Annotated in this window: 13 protein-coding genes; all 13 read left to right on the forward strand. The window is 63.9% G+C overall.

Annotated elements, in window-relative coordinates; all coding sequences use genetic code 11:
* Positions 1–2 precede the first annotated feature (2 nt).
* The 13 genes from ndk to ACYQ1H_RS02230 all read left to right on the forward strand — a co-directional run bounded on the left by ndk (position 3) and on the right by ACYQ1H_RS02230 (position 19,642).
* On the forward strand, positions 3–434 hold the full coding sequence (gene ndk, locus ACYQ1H_RS02170; protein WP_460026413.1) for a nucleoside-diphosphate kinase: 432 nt from the start codon (positions 3–5) through the stop codon (positions 432–434).
* Positions 409–1,506 (forward strand): dual-specificity RNA methyltransferase RlmN, encoded by a 1,098-nt coding sequence (rlmN, locus tag ACYQ1H_RS02175; protein ID WP_460026414.1) that lies wholly within the window; start codon positions 409–411, stop codon positions 1,504–1,506. Before ndk ends, rlmN begins: the two co-directional genes overlap by 26 nt.
* Positions 1,507–1,538: 32 nt before the next feature.
* Positions 1,539–2,288, forward strand: a complete 750-nt coding sequence (pilW, locus tag ACYQ1H_RS02180; protein ID WP_460026415.1) for a type IV pilus biogenesis/stability protein PilW — start codon at positions 1,539–1,541, stop codon at positions 2,286–2,288.
* 179 nt (positions 2,289–2,467) lie between these two features.
* Positions 2,468–3,739, forward strand: coding sequence for a histidine--tRNA ligase (gene hisS, locus ACYQ1H_RS02185; protein WP_460026416.1), 1,272 nt, complete (start codon positions 2,468–2,470; stop codon positions 3,737–3,739).
* Positions 3,740–3,751: 12 nt separating this feature from the next.
* Positions 3,752–4,384, forward strand: a complete 633-nt coding sequence (locus tag ACYQ1H_RS02190) for a YfgM family protein (protein ID WP_460026417.1) — start codon at positions 3,752–3,754, stop codon at positions 4,382–4,384.
* A complete protein-coding gene (bamB, locus tag ACYQ1H_RS02195) occupies positions 4,384–5,568 on the forward strand; it encodes an outer membrane protein assembly factor BamB (protein ID WP_460026418.1) in 1,185 nt (394 codons plus the stop codon). Before ACYQ1H_RS02190 ends, bamB begins: the two co-directional genes overlap by 1 nt.
* Before the next feature lie 2 nt (positions 5,569–5,570).
* A complete protein-coding gene (gene der / locus ACYQ1H_RS02200) occupies positions 5,571–6,953 on the forward strand; it encodes a ribosome biogenesis GTPase Der (protein WP_460026419.1) in 1,383 nt (460 codons plus the stop codon).
* Between the two features lie 193 nt (positions 6,954–7,146).
* Positions 7,147–8,823, forward strand: a complete 1,677-nt coding sequence (locus ACYQ1H_RS02205; RefSeq protein ID WP_460026420.1) for a glycoside hydrolase 64/thaumatin family protein — start codon at positions 7,147–7,149, stop codon at positions 8,821–8,823.
* A gap of 372 nt (positions 8,824–9,195) precedes the next feature.
* Positions 9,196–11,325 carry a type I restriction-modification system subunit M gene (locus ACYQ1H_RS02210; protein ID WP_460026421.1) on the forward strand — a complete coding sequence of 710 codons (2,130 nt, stop codon included), beginning with the start codon at positions 9,196–9,198 and terminating at the stop codon, positions 11,323–11,325.
* Positions 11,322–13,199 carry an ATP-binding protein gene (locus tag ACYQ1H_RS02215; protein ID WP_460026422.1) on the forward strand — a complete coding sequence of 626 codons (1,878 nt, stop codon included), beginning with the start codon at positions 11,322–11,324 and terminating at the stop codon, positions 13,197–13,199. Before ACYQ1H_RS02210 ends, ACYQ1H_RS02215 begins: the two co-directional genes overlap by 4 nt.
* Before the next feature lie 76 nt (positions 13,200–13,275).
* Positions 13,276–14,565, forward strand: a complete 1,290-nt coding sequence (locus tag ACYQ1H_RS02220) for a restriction endonuclease subunit S (protein ID WP_460026423.1) — start codon at positions 13,276–13,278, stop codon at positions 14,563–14,565.
* Positions 14,562–16,523: an RNA/DNA-binding domain-containing protein gene (locus ACYQ1H_RS02225; protein WP_460026424.1), complete on the forward strand. Its 1,962-nt coding sequence runs from the start codon at positions 14,562–14,564 to the stop codon at positions 16,521–16,523. The genes ACYQ1H_RS02220 and ACYQ1H_RS02225 overlap by 4 nt, the downstream gene beginning before the upstream one ends.
* A complete protein-coding gene (locus ACYQ1H_RS02230; RefSeq protein WP_460026425.1) occupies positions 16,520–19,642 on the forward strand; it encodes a type I restriction endonuclease subunit R in 3,123 nt (1,040 codons plus the stop codon). Before ACYQ1H_RS02225 ends, ACYQ1H_RS02230 begins: the two co-directional genes overlap by 4 nt.
* The last annotated feature ends 207 nt before the right edge of the window (positions 19,643–19,849 follow it).

Consider the following 19,849-nt stretch of genomic DNA (forward strand, 5'->3'; position numbering starts at 1 on the left):
TCATGGCGATCGAACGCACCATTTCCATCATCAAGCCCGACGCGGTGGCCAAGAATGTCATCGGCGAAATCTACAGCCGCTTCGAAAAGGCCGGCCTAAAGATCGTCGCGGCCCGCATGGCCCACCTGTCCCGCGAGCAGGCCGAGGGCTTCTACGCCGTGCACAAGGAGCGCCCCTTCTTCAACGATCTGGTCAGCTTCATGATCTCCGGCCCGGTGATGATTCAGGTGCTGGAAGGCGAGAATGCCATTGCCAAGAACCGCGACATCATGGGCGCCACCAACCCGAAGGACGCCGCGCCCGGCACCATTCGCGCTGATTTCGCCGAGAGCATCGACGAGAACGCGGTCCACGGTTCGGACAGCCCGGACACCGCGGCGCAGGAGATCGCCTATTTCTTCCAGCCGCATGAATGCTGCGCCCGCACCCGCTGACGCGAGCGACAGGCTCAATCTGCTAGGGCTCGACCGGAAGGCCATGGCGGCCTTCTGCGTCGAGCAGGGCGAAAAGCCCTTTCGCGCCTCGCAGCTGCTGCAATGGATCCACCAGCGCGGCATCGGCGACTTCGGCGAGATGACCAACCTCAGCAAGGTCCTGCGGGCCCGGCTGGAGGACAGCTGCGAAATCCGCCCGCCGGAGATCGTCCACGAGCAGATCTCCGCCGACGGCACCTGCAAGTGGGTGTTGCAGACCGACGCCCAGAACCGCATCGAGACCGTCTTCATCCCCGAGGAAGGCCGCGGCACCCTGTGCGTGTCCTCGCAGGTCGGCTGTGCGCTGGAATGCTCGTTCTGCTCCACCGCCCGCCAGGGCTTCAACCGCAACCTGAGCACCGCCGAGATCATCGGCCAGTTGTGGGTGGCGCAGCGGGAGCTGGGCATCGGCGCCGTCACCAACGTGGTGCTGATGGGCATGGGCGAGCCGCTGCTCAACTTCAACAACGTCGTCGCCGCCATCGACCTGATGCTGGATGACCACGCCTACGGCCTGTCCAAGCGCCGGGTCACCTTGAGCACCTCCGGCATCGTGCCGGCCCTCGACAAGCTGGCCGAGGTCAGCGAGGTCAGCCTGGCGGTATCGCTGCACGCACCCACCGACGAGCTGCGCGACGAGCTGGTGCCGATCAACCGCAAATACCCGATCCGCGAGCTTCTGGCCGCCTGCAAGCGCTATGTCGGTCGCGACCATCGGCGCAAGGTCACCATCGAGTACGTGATGCTCGACGGCGTCAACGACACGCCGGCCCATGCCCGCCAGCTGGTGCGCGTGCTGAGCCAGGTGCCGTCGAAGGTCAACCTGATCCCGTTCAATCCGTTCCCGGGTTCCGGCTACCGCTGCTCCAGCCGCGAGGCCATCCAGCGCTTCAGCGACATCCTGCAGGCTGGTGGCCTGATCACCACCACCCGCAAGACCCGCGGCGACGATATCGACGCCGCCTGTGGCCAGCTGGTGGGCCAGGTCAGGGACCGCACCCGCCGCACCATCCGCCTGGCCGCCGCGTCCTGATGGCGCTGCCGCGACGGGCGGCGTGGCCGCTCATGCTCCTGTTGCCGGCCTGTTCGCTGCTCCCGGAGGAGGAGCCGGCAACGCCCCGGTCGGTGGCCGCCGAGCCGCTCAGTCCCGCGCAGGCCTCGCAGATTTATGTCGAGAAGGGCGTGCACTACCTGGAGGCCGGCCAGTACGACGTGGCCCTCAAGGATTTGGAGAAGGCGACCGAGCTCGATGACGACAACAGCGAGGCCTGTAACGCCCTCGGTGTGCTCTATCAGCAGATCGACCGGCCGGATGAGGCCGACAGGCATTTCCGCAAGGCCATCGGCCTGAATCCGGACAATTACGGCGCCCGCAACAACTATGGCCGCTTTCTCTGCAAGACCGGCCATGCGGAGGAGGCCTTCGAGCAATTTCGCGCGGTCTATGGCACCCGGCTGTACGGCCAGCCTTGGCTGCCGCTGACCAACGCCGGCCTGTGCGCGCAATCGGTCGGCCGGATGGCCGAGGCCGAGCGTTTCCTGCGCCGTGCGCTCGAGGCCAACCCGCGCTTTCCGCCCGCACTGCTGGCCATGGCCCGGCTGAGCCGCGACATGGGGCAGCTGCTGGCCGCGCGCGGATTCCTCGAGCGCGCCCTGAGTGCCGCGGGCTCCACGGCGGAGGCGCTGCTGCTGGGTATCGAGATCGAGATGGCGCTGGGCAATCGCCAGGCCGCCGCCGGTTACATGGCCACCCTGACGACCCGCTTTCCCGACGCCACCGAGCTGATGCAGGCGCGGCAGCGGTTCGGCGGCTGATGCGCCGCATGCTTCCCGGTCCGGCTGGCTAAGCCGCCGGCGCTTGGGGTTATCATTCACCGTTTCCACCCTGGTGGCCCGTCCTTGAGCATTTCCCGCCCTGTGCGCATCTGGCTGTCCGGCATCGCTGCCGGGACGGCGGCCGACCGCCCCATCGTCTCCACCCCGAATCACTGAGCATGTCCGAAAAGATCCAGGCCATCCGCGGGATGCACGACATCCTGCCCGACCATGCCCCCCGCTGGCAGCATGTTGAATCCGTGCTGCGCCGCGTGATGGGCGCCTACGGCTACCAGGAGATCCGCCTCCCCGTCGTCGAGAAGACCGAGCTGTTCAAGCGCTCCATCGGCGAGGTCACCGACATCGTCGAAAAGGAGATGTACACCTTCGCGGACCGCAACGGCGATTCGCTGACGCTGCGGCCCGAGGGAACCGCCGGTTGCCTGCGTGCCTGCCTCGAGCACGGCCTGCTGCACAACCAGACCCAGCGTCTCTGGTATCTGGGCCAGATGTTCCGCCATGAACGGCCGCAGAAGGGGCGGTATCGCCAGTTTCACCAGCTGGGCGTCGAGGCCTATGGCATGGCCGGACCCGACATCGATGCCGAGCTGATCCTGCTCTGCCGGCGTCTCTGGCGTGAGCTGGGCATCGCCGACAAGCTGGAGTTGCAGATCAACTCGCTGGGCACGACCGCCGAGCGGCTCGCCTACCGGGCCAAGCTGGTGGCGTATTTCCGCATGCATGTCGAGGCGCTCGACGAGGACAGCCGCCGCCGGCTGGAGACCAACCCGCTGCGCATCCTCGACAGCAAGAATCCCGCCCTGAAGCCGATCATCGCCGGCGCGCCGCTGTTGACCGACGAGCTCGACACCAGCTCGCGCGAGCACTTCGACAGCCTGCGCCGGCAGCTGGATGCCGCGGGCGTCGCCTACGTGGTCAATCCCCGTCTGGTGCGCGGGCTGGATTACTATTCCCGCACCGTGTTCGAATGGCTGACCGAATCCCTCGGCGCCCAGGGCACGGTCTGCGCGGGTGGCCGCTATGACGGCCTCATCGAGCAGCTGGGCGGCAAGGATTCGACCGCGGTCGGGTTTGCGCTGGGCATGGAGCGCCTGATCGACCTGCTGGACGACCCCGGCCGCTTCGACCGGGCCGCGCTGCCGCAGGCCTACCTGATTGCCGTCGGCGAGCTGGCGGAGGCCCGCGCGCCCCTGCTCGCGGAGCGTCTCCGCGATACCTTGCCCGGGCTGCGCTTGCAGCTGAACTGCGGCGGTGGCAGTTTCAAGAGCCAGTTCAAGCGCGCCGACCGCAGCGGTGCCGAGGTGGCGCTGATCCTCGGCGACGACGAGGCCCGCGACCAGACGCTCGGCGTCAAGTCGCTGCGGCGCGAGGAAGGCCAGCAAACGTTGAGCGAGAACGAGGCGATCGCCTTTTTACATTCCCTGATCTGAACCGAGGAGCGCATGGAAACCTATCTGACCGAAGAGGAACGCCTGGAGGCGCTGCAGCGCTGGTGGAAGGAAAACAAGTCGTCGATTTTCGGCGGCCTGCTGCTGGGGCTTGCCGTGATCGCCGGCTGGAAGATGTGGCAGGGCAGCCAGCGGGAAACCGCCGAGCAGGCGTCGCTGGTCTACCACCAGCTGGCCGAGGCGGTCCAGGCCCGGCAGAACGAGGCGGCGGTCAAGCTCGGTGAGCGGCTGGTCCAGCAGTATCCCAAGACCACTTATGGCGAATACGGGCGGCTGTTCCTCGCCAGGCTCAAGGTCGATGCCGGCGACCTCGACGGTGCCCGCAGGACGCTGGAGGAGGCACTGAGCCAGACCCGCGACGAGGCGCTCGCCGGGCTCATCCGCCTGCGCATGGCCCGCGTGCTGCTGGCCAAGGGCGATAGCGAAGCCACCCTCAAGCTGCTGGACGGCGTGAGCGAAAAGGCCGCCGGCCAGTATGCGGGGCTGTACACCGAGCTGCGCGGCGACGCCCTGGTGGTCGCCAAGCGGCCGGCGGACGCCCGCGCCGCCTACGCCAAGGCCCGCGAGCTGGGCGACCATTCGCCGCTGCTGGAACTCAAGCTCAACGATCTGCCGGCCGCACCCTGATGCGTCTCGCCCTTGCGCTGCTGGCGTCCCTGTGGCTGGCGGGTTGCAGCCAGCTGGGCGCCTTCGAGGACCTCGGCAACTCGATCCAGGGCCTGATCAGCGGCAACGACAATGCCGAGCCGCCGCGCGAACTGGAGCCCCTGGAGCCTTCCGTCAACATGACAGTGCTGTGGAAGGCCAGCGTCGGCAAGGGCTATGACGACCAGGTCGTCAACCTGGTGCCGGCGGTGACGGCCAGTACCGTCTATGTCGCCGACCGCCGTGGCCTGGTGCAGGCCCACAACCGCCAGGATGGCGAAAGGCTGTGGGCCGCGGAAACCCGGCTGGAGCTGTCCGCCGGGCCAGTCGTCGCCGGTGACAAGCTGCTGCTCGGTACCAGCAATGCCGAGCTCATCGCCATCAGCCTCGTCGACGGGACGCTGGTCTGGAAGAGTACCCTCAGCAGCGAAATCCTGGCCCTGCCGCGGGTGGCACACCAGCGCGTGGTGATCCGCACCAGCGATGGCCGCCTGGCCGGCGTCGATCTCAACAACGGCGCCATCCGCTGGACCCACGACCGCAGCATTCCGCCGCTGTCGGTGCGCAGCCTGGGATCGCCCACCATCGCCGGCGACCTGGTGCTGGACGGTTTCGGCGGCGGCAAGCTGATCGCCCTCAACGTAGCCGATGGCAAGCTGGTCTGGGAAACCACGGCGGCCATCCCGCACGGACGCTCGGAGGTCGAGCGCCTGGTCGAGCTGGATGCCGATCCGCTGGTCAAGGATGACACGGTCTACATCACCGGCTTCCAGGGCGGCGTGACGGCCGTCAATCTGAATGACGGCGATATCCTCTGGCGTCAGACGACTGTGTCTTCCAGCCATGGCCTGGCCGCCGGCCGCCGCTCGCTCTACATCAGCGACGCCAGCAGCGATGTCTGGCAGCTGGATCTGCGCAACGGTGCCGACCTGTGGAAGCAGGATGCCCTGCACCAGCGGCGGCTCACGGTGCCGGCGCTGATCCGCAACCGGCTGGTCGTTGGCGACTTCGAAGGCTATCTGCACGCCCTCTCGGCCGATGACGGCAGCCTGGTCGGCCGTCTGCAGGTCGATGACACTCCGGTCCGCGCGGCGCCTGTCGTCGACAGCGAAACCCTGTTCGTCTACACGGCAGGCGGTGTCCTGGCCGCCATCGGAATCGATTGATCATGCTCCCTGTCGTTGCCCTGGTCGGCCGGCCCAATGTCGGCAAATCAACCCTCTTCAACTACCTGACCCGCACCCGCGATGCCCTCGTGGCCGATTACCCGGGTTTGACCCGCGACCGCCAGTACGGCCGGGTGCGGCGCGGAACCCGCGATTACTTCGTCGTCGACACCGGCGGCATCGTCGAGACCGAGGCCGGCATCGACGAACAGGCCATGCGGCAGGTGCAGATCGCCCTGCGCGAGGCCGATGTCATCCTGTTTCTGGTCGATGCGCGCGACGGTCTCAATGTGGGCGACGAAGCCATTGCCCAGCGGCTGCGGCGCACCGGCAAGCCGGTGGTGCTGGCCGCCAACAAGATCGACCAGGCCAGCCTGGCGGCCGCCACCGCGGATTTCCATGCCATCGGCCTGGGCGAGCCGCACCCCATCTCGGCTTCCCATGCGCAGGGCATCGGCAGCCTGCTGGACACGGTCGAGGCGCTCCTGCCGAAGCAGGATGCGCCAGCCGCCGAGGACGAGGGTGGCATCCGCATCGCCATCGTCGGTCGACCCAACGTCGGCAAGTCCACCCTGGTCAACCGCTTGCTGGGCGAGGAGCGGGTGGTGGTGTTCGATGCCCCCGGCACTACCCGCGACAGCATCGAGATCGCCTTCGAGCGCCACGGCCGGCGCTACACGCTGATCGATACCGCCGGCATCCGCCGCCGCGGGCGCATCGCCGAGACGGTGGAGAAGTTCAGCGTCATCAAGGCCATGCAGGCCATCGAGAAGGCGCATGTGGTCATTTACCTGGTCGATGCCCGCGAGGGCGTGACCGACCAGGACGCCAATCTGCTGGGCATGGTGCTGGAGATCGGCCGCGGGCTGATCGTCGGTCTCAACAAGTGGGACGGCATGACCCCGGACCAGAAGGAGGAAACCCGGCGCCAGCTGGATCTCAAGCTGCAATTCATCGACTTCGCCGAGAAATATTTCATCTCGGCCCTGCACGGCACGGGGGTTGGCCACCTGTTCGATGCCGTGGTCGAGGTGCACGGCTCGACCATGACGCAGATGGGCACCTCGCACCTGACGCGGTTGCTGCAGAGTGCGGTCGCGGCCCATCAGCCGCCCTTGGTGCGCGGCCGGCGCATCAAGCTCAAGTATGCCCACCAGGGCGGCACCAACCCGCCGACCATCGTCATCCACGGCAACCAGATCGACGAAATCCCCGGCAGCTACAAGCGCTATCTCATCAACTACTTCCGCGAGGCGCTGGCGATCAGCGGTACGCCCATCAAGCTGGAGTTCCGCACCGGCGACAACCCGTTCAAGGGCAAGCGCAATGTCTTGACCGAGCGGCAGGTCCGCAGGCGCCGGCGGCTCATCCGGCATGTGAAGTAGCCTGCCGGCGAGCGAGCCGCCCGGGCCTGCCGCTCGGCTGGACGCGTGAGCGCAGGCCGTCTTCCGACCGGCATGCCTCCCGCATCCGGGGTGGCGCAAGGCATCATCCCGTATCACACTGTCCCGACGCACCGGCGGCTGGGCGGCCCCACGCCCAGCGAGCTGTTGCGGACACGATAGGGAGGAAACGCTCATGCAAGCTTCATCCGCGATCCACCCGGCGAATACGTTCGCCGCGCTCTCCTGTTTCCTGCTGCTTATCCCGCTAGCCCATGGGCCGGCGCAGGCGCAGGAGGAACGATGCCAGGCAAAACTGTACCGGCAGACGGGCGATTACCTGCGTTGCCTGATGCATGCCGAAGCCGCGCTTGCCAGGGGCCAGAAGCCGGGCAAGAACGAAGCTGCCCGCAGAGCCTGTGAGAGGGCCTATGAGAAGGGTTATCTCGCTGCCCTGAAGCTTGCCTCGGAGGGGTGTCCCGCAACAGGTGGTGTGGCATCCGGCGCTCCGTCGCCATTGGCGCAGGAGATTCGGCAAACCGTGGCCGAGGTGCGCGGGATGGTGTCAGGAACCTTGCCCAATCCGGTAGCCGGGCAGCTCATGCTGTACAACCATTGCGCCACGCCGATCAAGATCATGTCGCCCACCAGCCATGTGATCGACGGCTCGACGCTACCGCCATACGACAGCCTGGTGTATCCCACCGGTAGCGGGGGAGGATTGAGCCAGAATGCAGCCAACACCTTCATGTTCGCGCCCATCACCAGCGACGCCCAATGTGCCTTGGTGAACTGCGGCAACTGGGCGGACATCCAGGCGGCGGGGCAACGCATGGGCTACATGTGGATGAATAATGCGCCGAATCAGCCGCCCGGCAGCAATAACCTCACCTATGCCGCCTATTGCCAGCCCACCAATGCGGCAGTAGGGCAGTGCACAACCACCGCCACAACCCCGTGCTGTGGCTCGCAGATGAATTTCGACAGGACCTTCGGTACCACCTTCGAGATCACGCCCAAGGGTGGCGCCGGCCTCGATCAGGACTTTGTCGACCTCAGCACGAACTACGGTGCGAGCCCGACGTCGCCGCCGACCCTCTGCAGCGCCAACGGTGCCGACCCCGATAACTGCGTGAGCGAGACCGCCAACATCTTTTTCAATGTCCCGATCCGCGTGGACATGAGCAACAGCGCCGGCTGCACGTTTCCGCAGGGTGGCTCAAACCTCGGCTGCACGGACGTCGCTTGCCCGGACGCCTATCAGTACCCGGTGGATAACAAGCAGGTGGCCTGCCCGGCTGGCACGGGGTATGTCGTCACGCTCTGCCCGGGTACGCATCAGCTGCCGTCCCTGGGCCAGGCCAGCGCCATCCCGGACAAGGTCACCATTCAAAACAACCTTGACAAAAACTCTCCCTGTCCGAATGGCAACACGGTAAGCATGTTCACCGCCGGCGGGCAGCAGGTCATCCCGCCTGGCGGTGGTTCGCTTACCCTGCAGGGGAATTATTCCGTCTACCCCGGCATCGGCCTGCAGATCAATAATTGGTACTGGACTTCCGAAAACCTGCCGGTCCAGGCGGGACCGCCGCAGAATCCCGACAACTCGGGTGCCCAGTTCGTCGTCTCCGATGCGTGCACCGTGTCGCAATCGCCACCCGTCTATGGCAAGGGCATAGAAACCTACAAGGTTTCGACGGTGACTGCCCGCAAGACCGGGGCCAACGACTGTCTGATCACCATCAGCGAAAAGCCGCCCTACACCGATGCCGTCACGCCAGGCTGCTGTGCGCCACCTCTCCGGAACATGGCCAACGTCTGTACCGGGCCATGGGGCGTGACCAACAACCAGCAGCCCTGGCCGCCCCAGTGACGGAGGGCTTCCGCCATCCAGCACTACACCGAACGCCGGGTATGCCCGGCGCATGTCAACGCCCGGTCTCCCTGGACGATAGGCGGAAACCCGATTGACCTGATGGGTGGCCCTGCTGTGATGTGTGGTGTCCGTGCCCGATGCCGGCCGGGATGCGGCTTACCCGGGAATGCGCGCCGGCGACCGCACAGGATCTGTGATGTGGCTCAAATCCGCTTCTGCCCGCCAGGCTCGGGCCAATGCAATTGGTGTCGACGCGCATCGGACAACTTTCTTCCTCCTCGACAGAGCCTGGTGGAGGCCAGGTGATACGCCGGCAAATCGACCTGTCGATAGCCGCTCCACAGACCCCTTACATGCTGGGACGCATCCATGAGCATCCATTTTCAACAACTCTCCAACTTCATCTGGTCCGTGGCGGATCTTCTGCGTGGCCCCTACCGGCCTCCGCAATACGAGCGTGTGATGCTGCCGCTCACCGTATTGCGCCGCTTTGATGCCGTTCTGGCTTCCAGTAAGGAGGCCGTCCTCAAACGTCATGCCGAGTTGAGTAGCAAGGGCATTGCCAACATCGACGCCATCCTCAACAACCTGGCCAAGGATGAAGACGGCACGCCGCTGGGCTTCCACAACCACAGTCAGCTCGATTTCCAGAAGCTCAAGGGCGACCCGGACAACATTGGCCGCCACTTGGCCGACTACATCGCCGGCTTTTCCGAGAACATCCGCAAGATCTTTGAGCGTTTCGAGTTCGACAAGGAGATCGAGAAGCTCGAAGAGTCCAACCGCCTCTACCAGGTCGTGTCCCAGTTCGCCGAGATCGACCTGCATCCGCGCAAGGTCGACAACATCACCATGGGTCTGGTCTTCGAAGACCTGATCCGGCGCTTCAACGAAGCCGCCAACGAAACGGCGGGCGATCACTTCACCCCGCGCGAAGTCATCCAGCTCATGGTCAACCTGCTGCTGGAACCCGACACCAGCGTGCTCACCCAGGCAGGCGTTATTGTCACCATCTGCGACCCCGCTTGCGGCACCGGCGGCATGCTGGCCGAGGCGCAGAACTGGATTCGCGCCCACAACGATCAAGCCACGGTCAAGGTCTTTGGGCAGGACTACAACCCACGCTCTTACGCAGTGGCCGCCTCCGACCTCTTGATCAAAGGCCACAAGGATGGCCAAGTGGTGCTGGGCAACACCCTCACCGACGATCCCTTCCCCGAGCAGCGCTTCGACTACCTGCTCGCCAACCCACCCTTCGGCGTGGACTGGAAGGCGGAAAAGCAGATCATCGACCGCTGGCCTAACTTCCGCGGCTACGAAGGCAAGCTGCCGCGCATCAACGACGGCGCCCTGCTGTTCTTGCTCTACATGATGAGCAAGTTCCAGGACTACAAGGCGGGCGACCGCGACAAGCCCGGCTCGCGCACCGCCATCGTGTTCAACGGCTCGCCCCTGTTCACTGGCGGCGCCGGCAGCGGCGAGAGCGAAATCCGTCGCTGGATCATCGAGCACGACCAGCTCGAAGCCATCGTCGCCCTGCCCGAGCAGATGTTCTACAACACCGGCATCGGCACCTTCATCTGGGTGGTCACCAACCGCAAGGCCGCGCACCGCAAGGGCACGATCCAGCTCATTGACGCGCGCGAGCGCTACACGCCGATGAAGCGCAGCCTGGGCGACAAGCGCCGCTATCTGGATCAGGCCGCCCTTGATGTCGTCACCCGCGAACACGGCACGCCGGAAAACAGCAAGACCAGCCGCGTGTTCGACAACATTGATTTCGGCTACCGCCGCATCACCGTGCTGCGCCCATTGCGACTGCGCTTCCAGATCACCGAGGAGGCCCGCGAGCGTTTCCTCAATACCTGCCCAGAGCTGTTTGATGCCCTGCAGGCCGCGCAGGACGCACTCGGCAGCGAGCCGTTGCTGGACTGGAACCCGACCTGGGACACCGTGCAGCAGGTGTTCAAGACCCTGCCCGACGATGTCGAAGGCTGGGCCAAGGGTGCCAAGGGCACCGCACAGAAGAAGATTTTCCGTGACTGCTTCACCGAGGTGGACCCCGAGGCCGCACCCGTCATCGCCCGGTACCACAAGAGCGACCCACTAAGCGATGCCCGGTTGTTCCCCGGGCAAACGCTCCCGGGGAGCCTGAACACCCGCGAGCTGTATGCGCTGCTGGGCCTACACCGCGACGGCAACGGCGGTTTCATCGAGCACGAATCAGACCCGGCGCTGAAGGATGCCGAGAATATCCCGCTCAAGGAGGACATCGTCGGCTACTTCCTGCGCGAGGTTCGGCCCTACGTGCCGGATGCCTGGATTGACCGCGAGGCGCTGGACGAACAGGACGGCGGCATCGGTAAGGTGGGCTACGAGATCAACTTCAACCGCGTGTTTTTCCAGTACACGCCGCCGCGCCCGCTGCATGAGATCGATGCGGAACTGGCTGAAGTGGAAAAGCGGATTCTGGGCTTGCTGCGGGAGGTGACGGAGTGACGGCACAGGAACTGCTGGAACACCTGAATCTGCTGGACGAGAACGAGCGCATCGAAGCCAAGTCCGCTACCGAAATCGGCAAATCGCTGCTGGAAACCGTCTGCGCCTTCGCTAATGAACCAGGGCTCGGAGGTGGTTGGCTGCTGCTTGGCGTGGCGCGGGAGGAAGTGGCGCTGTTCCCTGGCTATGAAGTCCAGGGACTGGAACAGCCAGATCAGCTCAGCGCCAATCTGGCCAGCCAGGCGACCAGCATGTTCAACCGCCCTCTGCGCCTGGACATCCGCACGGAATCGATTCATGGCAAGGCCGTCATCGTGGTCTTCGTACCCGAGGCGGCAGCTCAGGACAAACCGCTCTACTTCAAGGCCCAGGGTTTGCCGCGCGGCGCTTTTCGACGAATTGGAAGTACCGACCAGCGCTGCACGGAAGATGATCTGATTGCGCTGTACCAGAACCGGCAGCAGGAAAGCTTTGATGCCGGCCTGGTACCGGATGCCACGCAGGAAGATTTTTCTCCCGATGCCATGGCCGATTACCGCCAATCCCGCCGCAACGCCAATCCGGACGCCGAAGAGCTGGGTTGGACAGATCAGGAACTGCTTCAGGCACTGGGAGGCATTCGCCAGAACGAGCACGGCCAGTGGCAGCCCACCGTAGCGGGTCTGCTTTTGTTCGGCAAACCGGTAGCCTTGCGCCGCAGTTTTCCGATGACGCGGGTCGATTACATCCGTGTACCGGGTCGCGAGTGGGTGCCAGACCCCGAGCGCCGCTTCGACAGCATTGAAATACGCGATCCGCTATTCCGGCTCATCCGTCGGGTTCAGGCGGCCATCCTGGACGACCTGCCGAAAGCCTTCGGCCTTGCGGAAGGTGAGCTGCAACGCCAGGACACCCCAGTCGTACCACAGCGCGTCATCCGTGAAGCCGTGGTCAACGCGCTCATGCACCGCAGTTATCGCAGCCATGCACCGGTGCAGATCATTCGCTACAGCAACCGGCTGGAAATCCGCAACCCGGGTTTTTCCCTCAAGTCGCCCGAGCATCTGGGCGAGCCGGGCTCACTACCGCGCAACCCCAAGATTGCCGCCGCGCTGTACGACACCCGCTTTGCCGAAACCAAGGGCAGTGGCGTGCGCGTCATGCGCGAGATGTGCGAGCAGGCGGGCCTAGCGCCACCCTTGTTCGAATCGGATCGCGGCCAGGAACAGTTCGTTGTACGCCTGTTCTTTCACCACTTCCTGGGGCCGGATGATCTGGCCTGGCTGGGTCGATTCAAGGACTTGCAACTGACGGAAGCCGAAGCCCGCGCCCTGGTTGTCGCCCGGGAAGTCGGCGCCATGGACAACGCTGCCTGGCGCGGCATCAACAAGGTCGACACCCTGGCCGCCAGCCAGGGCCTGAAGAAATTGCGCGACGCTGGCCTGTTTCAGCAAAATGGTCGCGGCTCGGCAACCTGGTACCAGCCGACCAGCAAGATGTTGGGAGATGACCAAGGCTTATCTAGTAACCCCGAGGCCTTATCTAGTAACCCCGAGGCCTTATCTAGTAACCCCAAGACCTTGCCTAGTAACCTTGACGCCGCCAGCGAAGCCGTACGGCGAAGCCTGCTGAATGAGTTACCGGGAGAGTTGGCAGCGCAGGTTGGCAGCATCGGGCAACGCCACCCGCCGGAGGAAGTACGCGAATTAGTTGTGAGCCTGTGTCGGCAACGTTCCTACCGCGCCGAAGAATTGGCAAGCCTTTTGATCCGAAACGTCGAAACTGTACGCCAGAACTACCTGCGCCCCCTATTGCGGGCGGATCGCCTTAGCATGACCCGCCCCGACGTCCCGAACGATCCCGAGCAGGCCTATCGGGCCGTGGAGGAAGAATGATATTCACGATGAGCCAGATCACCTCGGCAAAGGCGCTGGCCAACCAGATTCTCAGATTTTTGGGGGAGGTGACGCAGTGAGCAGCACCGACCCACGCCCACAGGTATGGGAGACCATCCCGCTACGCTATGTGTGCGAGTTGAATCCGTCGGTTGCTTTCGATGGACTTGATGAGGATGAAGACCTCACCTTTCTGCCCATGGAAAGGGTCAAGAGCGGCTACTTCATTCCGAACACGGACAAGTACTCGAAGTACGGTTCCTCCTACACCGCGTTCGAGGATGGCGATATTGTGCTGGCGAAGGTCACGCCGTGTTTTGAGAACGGCAACATTGCCATAGCCGAGCACCTTGTAGGAGGCAAAGGATTTGGAAGCTCTGAACTGTTCGTGATTCGCCCGACGACGGCCGAGCGCAGGTTTCTTTTCTACTACTTCCAGTCCACTACGTTCAAACAAGACGGCGAGGCATCGATGACAGGCGCTGGCGGCCTTAAGCGAGTGTCACCCGATGTCCTCCGCCAGCACCACTTGCCCTTCCCAAGCCAAGATACTCAGCGCTTCATTGCCAACTACCTCGACCGCGAAACAGCCCGCATCGATGGCCTGATCGCCGAGAAGGAACGCATGCTGGCGCTGCTGGAAGAAAAGCGTGCCGCCCTCATCAGCCGCGTCGTCACCCGCGGCCTCGATCCCAACGTCCCGCTCAAACCCTCCGGACTGGAATGGCTGGGCGAGATTCCGGCGCACTGGGAGGTTCAGCCAATCAAGTACTTGGCCGTCGTTGGCAATGGCTCAACTCCTTCGGTCGAGAACGCCGACTACTGGAACGACGAGGGCTACCCTTGGCTGAATAGCTCCGTCGTCAACGTGTCACCAGTCACGAGCGCAAGTCGATTCGTTACCGAAACGGCGCTTCGGGAATGCCATTTGCCCAAGATTCAACCGCCCGCCGTGCTAGTGGGCATCACTGGACAGGGAAAGACGCGGGGAATGGCTGCTGTGCTGGGCGTCGAGGCCACCATCAATCAGCATCTTGCGTTCATCAAGCCGCGCACCCAGGCGCTCGGCACAGATTATCTGTGCCACCTGCTGGGGCACGCCTACGCGTTTCTGCGAAGCGACAGTGACGGCGCGGGCAGCACGAAGGGCGCGATCACCTGTGAGCAACTGGCGAACATGAAGATTCCCGTCCCACCAAGGGGCGAGCAGATCAAAATCTGCGCCCGAATAGGGCAGGCACTCGATGTCTCGATGCCTGTCCGCTTAAAGATCCAGCGCTCACTTGATCTGCTGACTGAGCGCCGCACCGCCCTCATCACCGCCGCCGTCACCGGCCAAATCCCGCTGGAGGCGATGACGGCATGACTCACCAGCCTCTCAACCCCCTCGACATCCTCCTCCAGCTCGACTGGGCCGAGGGAGACGACCTGGAGTTGAAGTCCGCACAGGGCGGCCTGCCGAAGAGCCTGTGGGAGACCTACAGCGCCATGGCCAACAGTCATGGCGGGGTGATCCTGCTCGGGGTGGAGGACGATGGCCGGGTCAGCGGCGTCCGCGAACCGAAGAAACTGAAGAAAACCTTCTGGGATACGATCAACAATCGCGGCAAGGTGAATCTCAACCTGTGCAGCGATGCCGACCTGGCCGAAGTGAAGCACCCGGACGGGCTGATCCTGGCCATCCGCGTGCCGCAGGCGAGCCGCTATCAGCGCCCGGTCTTTCTCGGGCAGAACCCGCTGACCGGCACCTATCGACGCAACTACGAGGGCGACTACCGCTGCACCGAGCAGGAGGTCGGCCGCATGCTCTCCGACCGGGACGTGGAGCCTGCGGACAGCCGGATACTGGACCGGTTCGGGCTGGAGGATCTGGACCTGTCCAGCCTGCACCAGTACCGGCAGCGCATGGCCTCGCACAAGCCGACGCATCCCTGGCTGAGCGAAGACGATCTGGCGCTGCTGACCAAACTCGGTGGCTGGCGACGCGACCGCAAGACCGGCGTCGAAGGTCTTACCCTCGCCGGCCTGTTGATGTTTGGTCGCGATGAGTCGTTACGCGAGGCCGTGCCCGGCTATCACGTCGATTATCGGGAGCGGCTATCTCATGATCCCGCCGAGCGCTGGAGCGACCGGCTCACTGCCGACGGCACTTGGGCACCCAACCTGTTCCAGTTTTATCTGCGGGTTGCACAGCGCCTCGTCGCCGACCTGAAGCTGCCCTTTCAGCTTGGTGCCAACCTCTTTCGCAAGGGAGAAACCGAGGTTCACGAGGCGATTCGCGAAGCGCTGGTCAATGCCCTGATCCATGCCGACTACAGCGGCCAGGGCGGAATCGTGGTGGAGAAACTCCGCGATGGCTTCGAGTTCGCCAACCCCGGCAGTCTGCTGATTTCCTTCGACCAGTTGCTGCGCGGCAATGTCAGCGAGTGTCGCAACAAGTCGCTACAAACGATGTTCATGCTGATTGGCGTGGCAGAAAAGGCCGGCTCCGGTGTGGACAAGATGCGCCGGGGGTGGGCCTCGCAGCATTGGCGCTCGCCGCTGGTACATGAGCAGGTGCAACCGGATCGCGTCATCTGGCGCCTGCCGATGGTCAGCCTGATTCCCGACGAGTCGCGGGCACGGCTGAAAACGCTTTTCGGCCGCCAGTTCGAGCAGTTCAGCAAGCACGAAGTGCAGGCACTGGTCACTGCAGATACCGAAGGTACGGTGGACAACGCCCGTATGCGGCAAATCTGTAGCATGCACGCTGCGGACTTGACCCGGTTGCTACAGGGTTTGGTCGCCAAGGGCGCGCTGATCCAAGAGGGACAGGCACGCTGGAGTCGCTACCGGCTGCCCGCCCAGGGGGACTCCGAGCATGTGGGGGACCACTCCGAACATGTGGGGAGGCACTCCGAACATGTGGGGAGGCACTCCGAACATGTGGGGAGGCACTCCGAACATGTGGGGAGGCACTCCGAACATGTGGCAGGGATCCCCCTGGATAAGGCGGCCGACCCGACACGCGCCCCGGAATTGACAGCCATCGCGGCCCCCGCGCGACGGAAGAGAAATCTGCCCCCACCCGAAATGGAAAAAATTCTGCTAAACCTCTGCGAAAACCGCTGGTTGACGCGAAATCAACTGGCTGAGATCTTGACCCGTCACCCGGACGGGCTGCGCCAGCGTTTCCTGACCCCCATGGTGGAGCATGGCCTTCTTCGATTGCGCTATCCCGACAAGCCCAACCGGGCGGACCAGGCCTATACCACCGACAACTTAGTTAAAGAAAACGCCGTTTCTTTAACTAACGCCCCAGACAAGCAAAGGAAGACGCCATGAAGCCTGCTTCCGAAGCCGCCTTTGAGTCCGCCATCGAGGCGGCCTTGCTGGGCGACGGCTACGCGCGAGTCGATGCCAAGAGTTTCGACCGTGAGCGTGCCATCTTCCCTGACGAGGCGCTGACCTTCATCCGCACCACCCAGGGCAAGGTGTGGGAAAAGCTGGAAGCCCTGCACGGCGAACAAACCGGTGCGCGCGTGCTGGAATCGCTGTGCAAGTGGCTGGATACCCATGGCGCGCTGGCGACCCTGCGCCACGGCTTCAAATGCTTCGGGCGCACGCTGCGGATTGCCTTCTTCCGCCCCGCCCACGGTCTGAACCCGGAGCTGGAGGCGCGCTATCAGGCCAACCGGCTGGGGTTGACCCGTCAATTGCGCTACAGCCCGAGATCGGACAAATTCGCCGGGAACGAATTTGGACAGCCGAAGGCTGGCCCGGAGGGCGAACGGCAAGGACGGCGTTCGCAAAAGTCGCTGGACGTAGTGCTGTCGGTCAACGGCATTCCGGTGGTGACGCTGGAACTCAAGAACCCCCTGAGCGGCCAGACCGCCGCCAACGCCATCCACCAGTACCGCCACGATCGCGATCCGCGCGAGCCGATCTTCGTGTTCGCCAAACGCGCACTGGTGCATTTTGCGGTGGACACCGAAGTGGCGAACATGACCACGCGCCTGGCCGGTTCTTCCACCCACTTTCTGCCCTTCAACCGGGGCATGGACGGCGGCGCCGGCAACCCGCCCGATCGCGAAGGGCGCAACTACAAGACGGCCTACCTGTGGGAAGAGGTGCTGCAGCGCGACAGCCTGCTCGACCTGCTCGCCCGGTTCCTGCATCTCGATGTGGAAGAGAAGACCGGCGACGACGGCAAGAAACTGCGCAAGGAGAACCTGATCTTTCCGCGCTACCACCAGTTGCAAGCGGTGCGCCAGATGGTGGCTGCGGCCGCCAAAGAGGGCGTGGGACACAACTACCTGATCGAACACTCGGCCGGCAGCGGCAAGAGCAACACCATCGCCTGGCTGGCGCATCGCCTGTCCAGCCTGCACAACGAACGCGACGAGCGGCTGTTCGACAGCGTGGTGGTCATCACCGACCGCGTGGTGCTGGACCGCCAGTTGCAGAACACCATCTACCAGTTCGATCACCGCCAAGGCGTGGTGCAGAAGATCGACGAGGATTCGCGCCAGCTGGCCGAAGCGCTGGAAGCCGGCGTGCCGATCATCATCACCACGCTGCAGAAATTCCCGTTCGTGACCGGGCAACTGGCCAAGCTGAGCGAGGAGCGCGGCGAGGGCAGCAAAAGCCATCTGCCGACCCGCAAGTACGCGGTGATCATCGACGAGGCCCACAGCTCGCAGTCGGGCGAAACGGCGACGGAACTCAAGGGCGTGCTGGGTGGCGCCGAGTTGCGCAAGAAGGCGCAGGAGATGGCCGAGGAAGAAGGCGAAGTGGAGCTGGAGCGCCTGTTCCGTTCCATGGCCAAGCGCGGCCAGCAGCCGAACATGAGCTTCTTCGCTTTCACCGCCACGCCCAAGCACAAGACGCTGGCGATATTCGGCCGCAACGGCGAGCCCTTTCACCGCTACACCATGCGCCAGGCCATCGAAGAGGGCTTCATCGAAGATGTACTGAAAAACTACGTCACCTATAAGACCTACTACAAGCTGATCAAGAAAGCCGAGGATGATCCCAACGTCGAACGCAAGAAGGCGGCCAGGGCGCTGGCCCGTTTCATGCGCCTGCATCCGCACAATATCGGTCAGAAGACCGAGGTGATGGTGGAGCACTTTCAGCAGTTCACGCGGCACAAGATCGGCGGGCACGCCAAGGCGATGGTGGTGACCGGCTCGCGGCTGGAGGCGGTGCGCTACAAGCAGGAGTTCGACCGCTACATTCAGGAGAAGGGCTACCCCATCAAGAGCCTGGTCGCGTTCTCGGGCAGCGTGGAAGACGACAAGATTCCGGAGAAGTCATACACGGAAGTCGAGATGAATGGCGGCCTCAAGGAGAAGGAACTGCCCGATACCTTCGCCAAGCCGGAATACCGCGTGCTGCTGGTGGCCGAGAAATATCAGACCGGTTTCGACCAGCCGCTGCTGCATACCATGTACGTGGACAAGCGCCTGGCGGGCATCCAGGCCGTGCAGACCTTGTCGCGCCTGAACCGCACCCATCCGCTCAAGGACGACACCTTCGTGCTCGATTTCGTCAATGCGCCGGACGAGATCCAGGAGGCCTTCCGCCAGTACTACGACGGTTCGGTGATGGGCGAGGCGGTCGATCCCGACAGGCTCTACGCGGTCAGGGCCGAGCTCGATGCCTCGGGTGTCTATCTGCAAACCGAAGTTGACAGGTTCGCGCGCGTATTCTTTGCGCCGAAGCGCCGGCAGAGCCCCGGCGATCACAAGACAATGAACGCGATTCTGGATCAGGCGGTCGCGCGCTTCGTGCAGCTGCAAAACACGGAAGAAGAGGAAGCCGAGCTATGGCGCGGCAAGCTGCAGGCCTTCCGCAATCTCTACAGCTTCCTGAGCCAGGTAATCCCCTACCAGGACAGCGATCTGGAAAAGCTGTTCACTTACCTGCGTTACTTGGCGCTGAAGCTGCCCAAGCGCAAGAGCGGACCCGGCTACCAGTTCGACGAGGAGGTCGAACTCGACTACTACCGCCTGCAGAAGATCAGTGAAGGCTCGATCAGTCTCAATGAGGGTTACGCGAAGCCGCTGGACGGTCCCCGCGAGGTGGGTACCGGCCTGGTGCGGGAAGAGCAGGTTTCACTTTCGCGCCTGATCGACATCATCAACGAGCGCTTCGGCGGCGAACTCAATGAAGCGGATCAGTTGTTCTTCGATCAGATCGCCGAAGCCGCGGTCCGGAGTGAGTTGCTGCGCAAAGCGGCCCAGGTCAACCCGCTCGACAAGTTTCAGCTGGTGTTCCGGCAGGTGCTGGAATCGCTGTTCATCGAGCGAATGGAGCTGAACGAGGAGCTGTTCATCGACTACATGGGCAAGCCGGCGATGCAGGAACTGGTTTCCAGATGGATCGGAAGCCAGGTCTACGAGCGCCTGTCTGCCCCGGCGCAACCGGCAAAATGCACGATTATCAACGCTCTACCTTGATTGCCCGCCTGCCGACGGCTCGCCGGTGGTGAGCCGCCTTGCGACATCGGGCGGTTTTGGGCAGAGGCCTCAACAAGCTTCCCGCCGGCCAATCGACTTGTCTGGAAAGGCAAGGCTATGCCCGGCGTGGGGTCCCATCAGGGGGCGAATGTCTCGGGTACGGCGCGCTGGCGCGCCCGGGGCAGGCAACCGCGGCGTGGTGTCCGC

The sequence above is a fragment of the Methyloparacoccus murrellii genome (genome assembly GCF_054657115.1).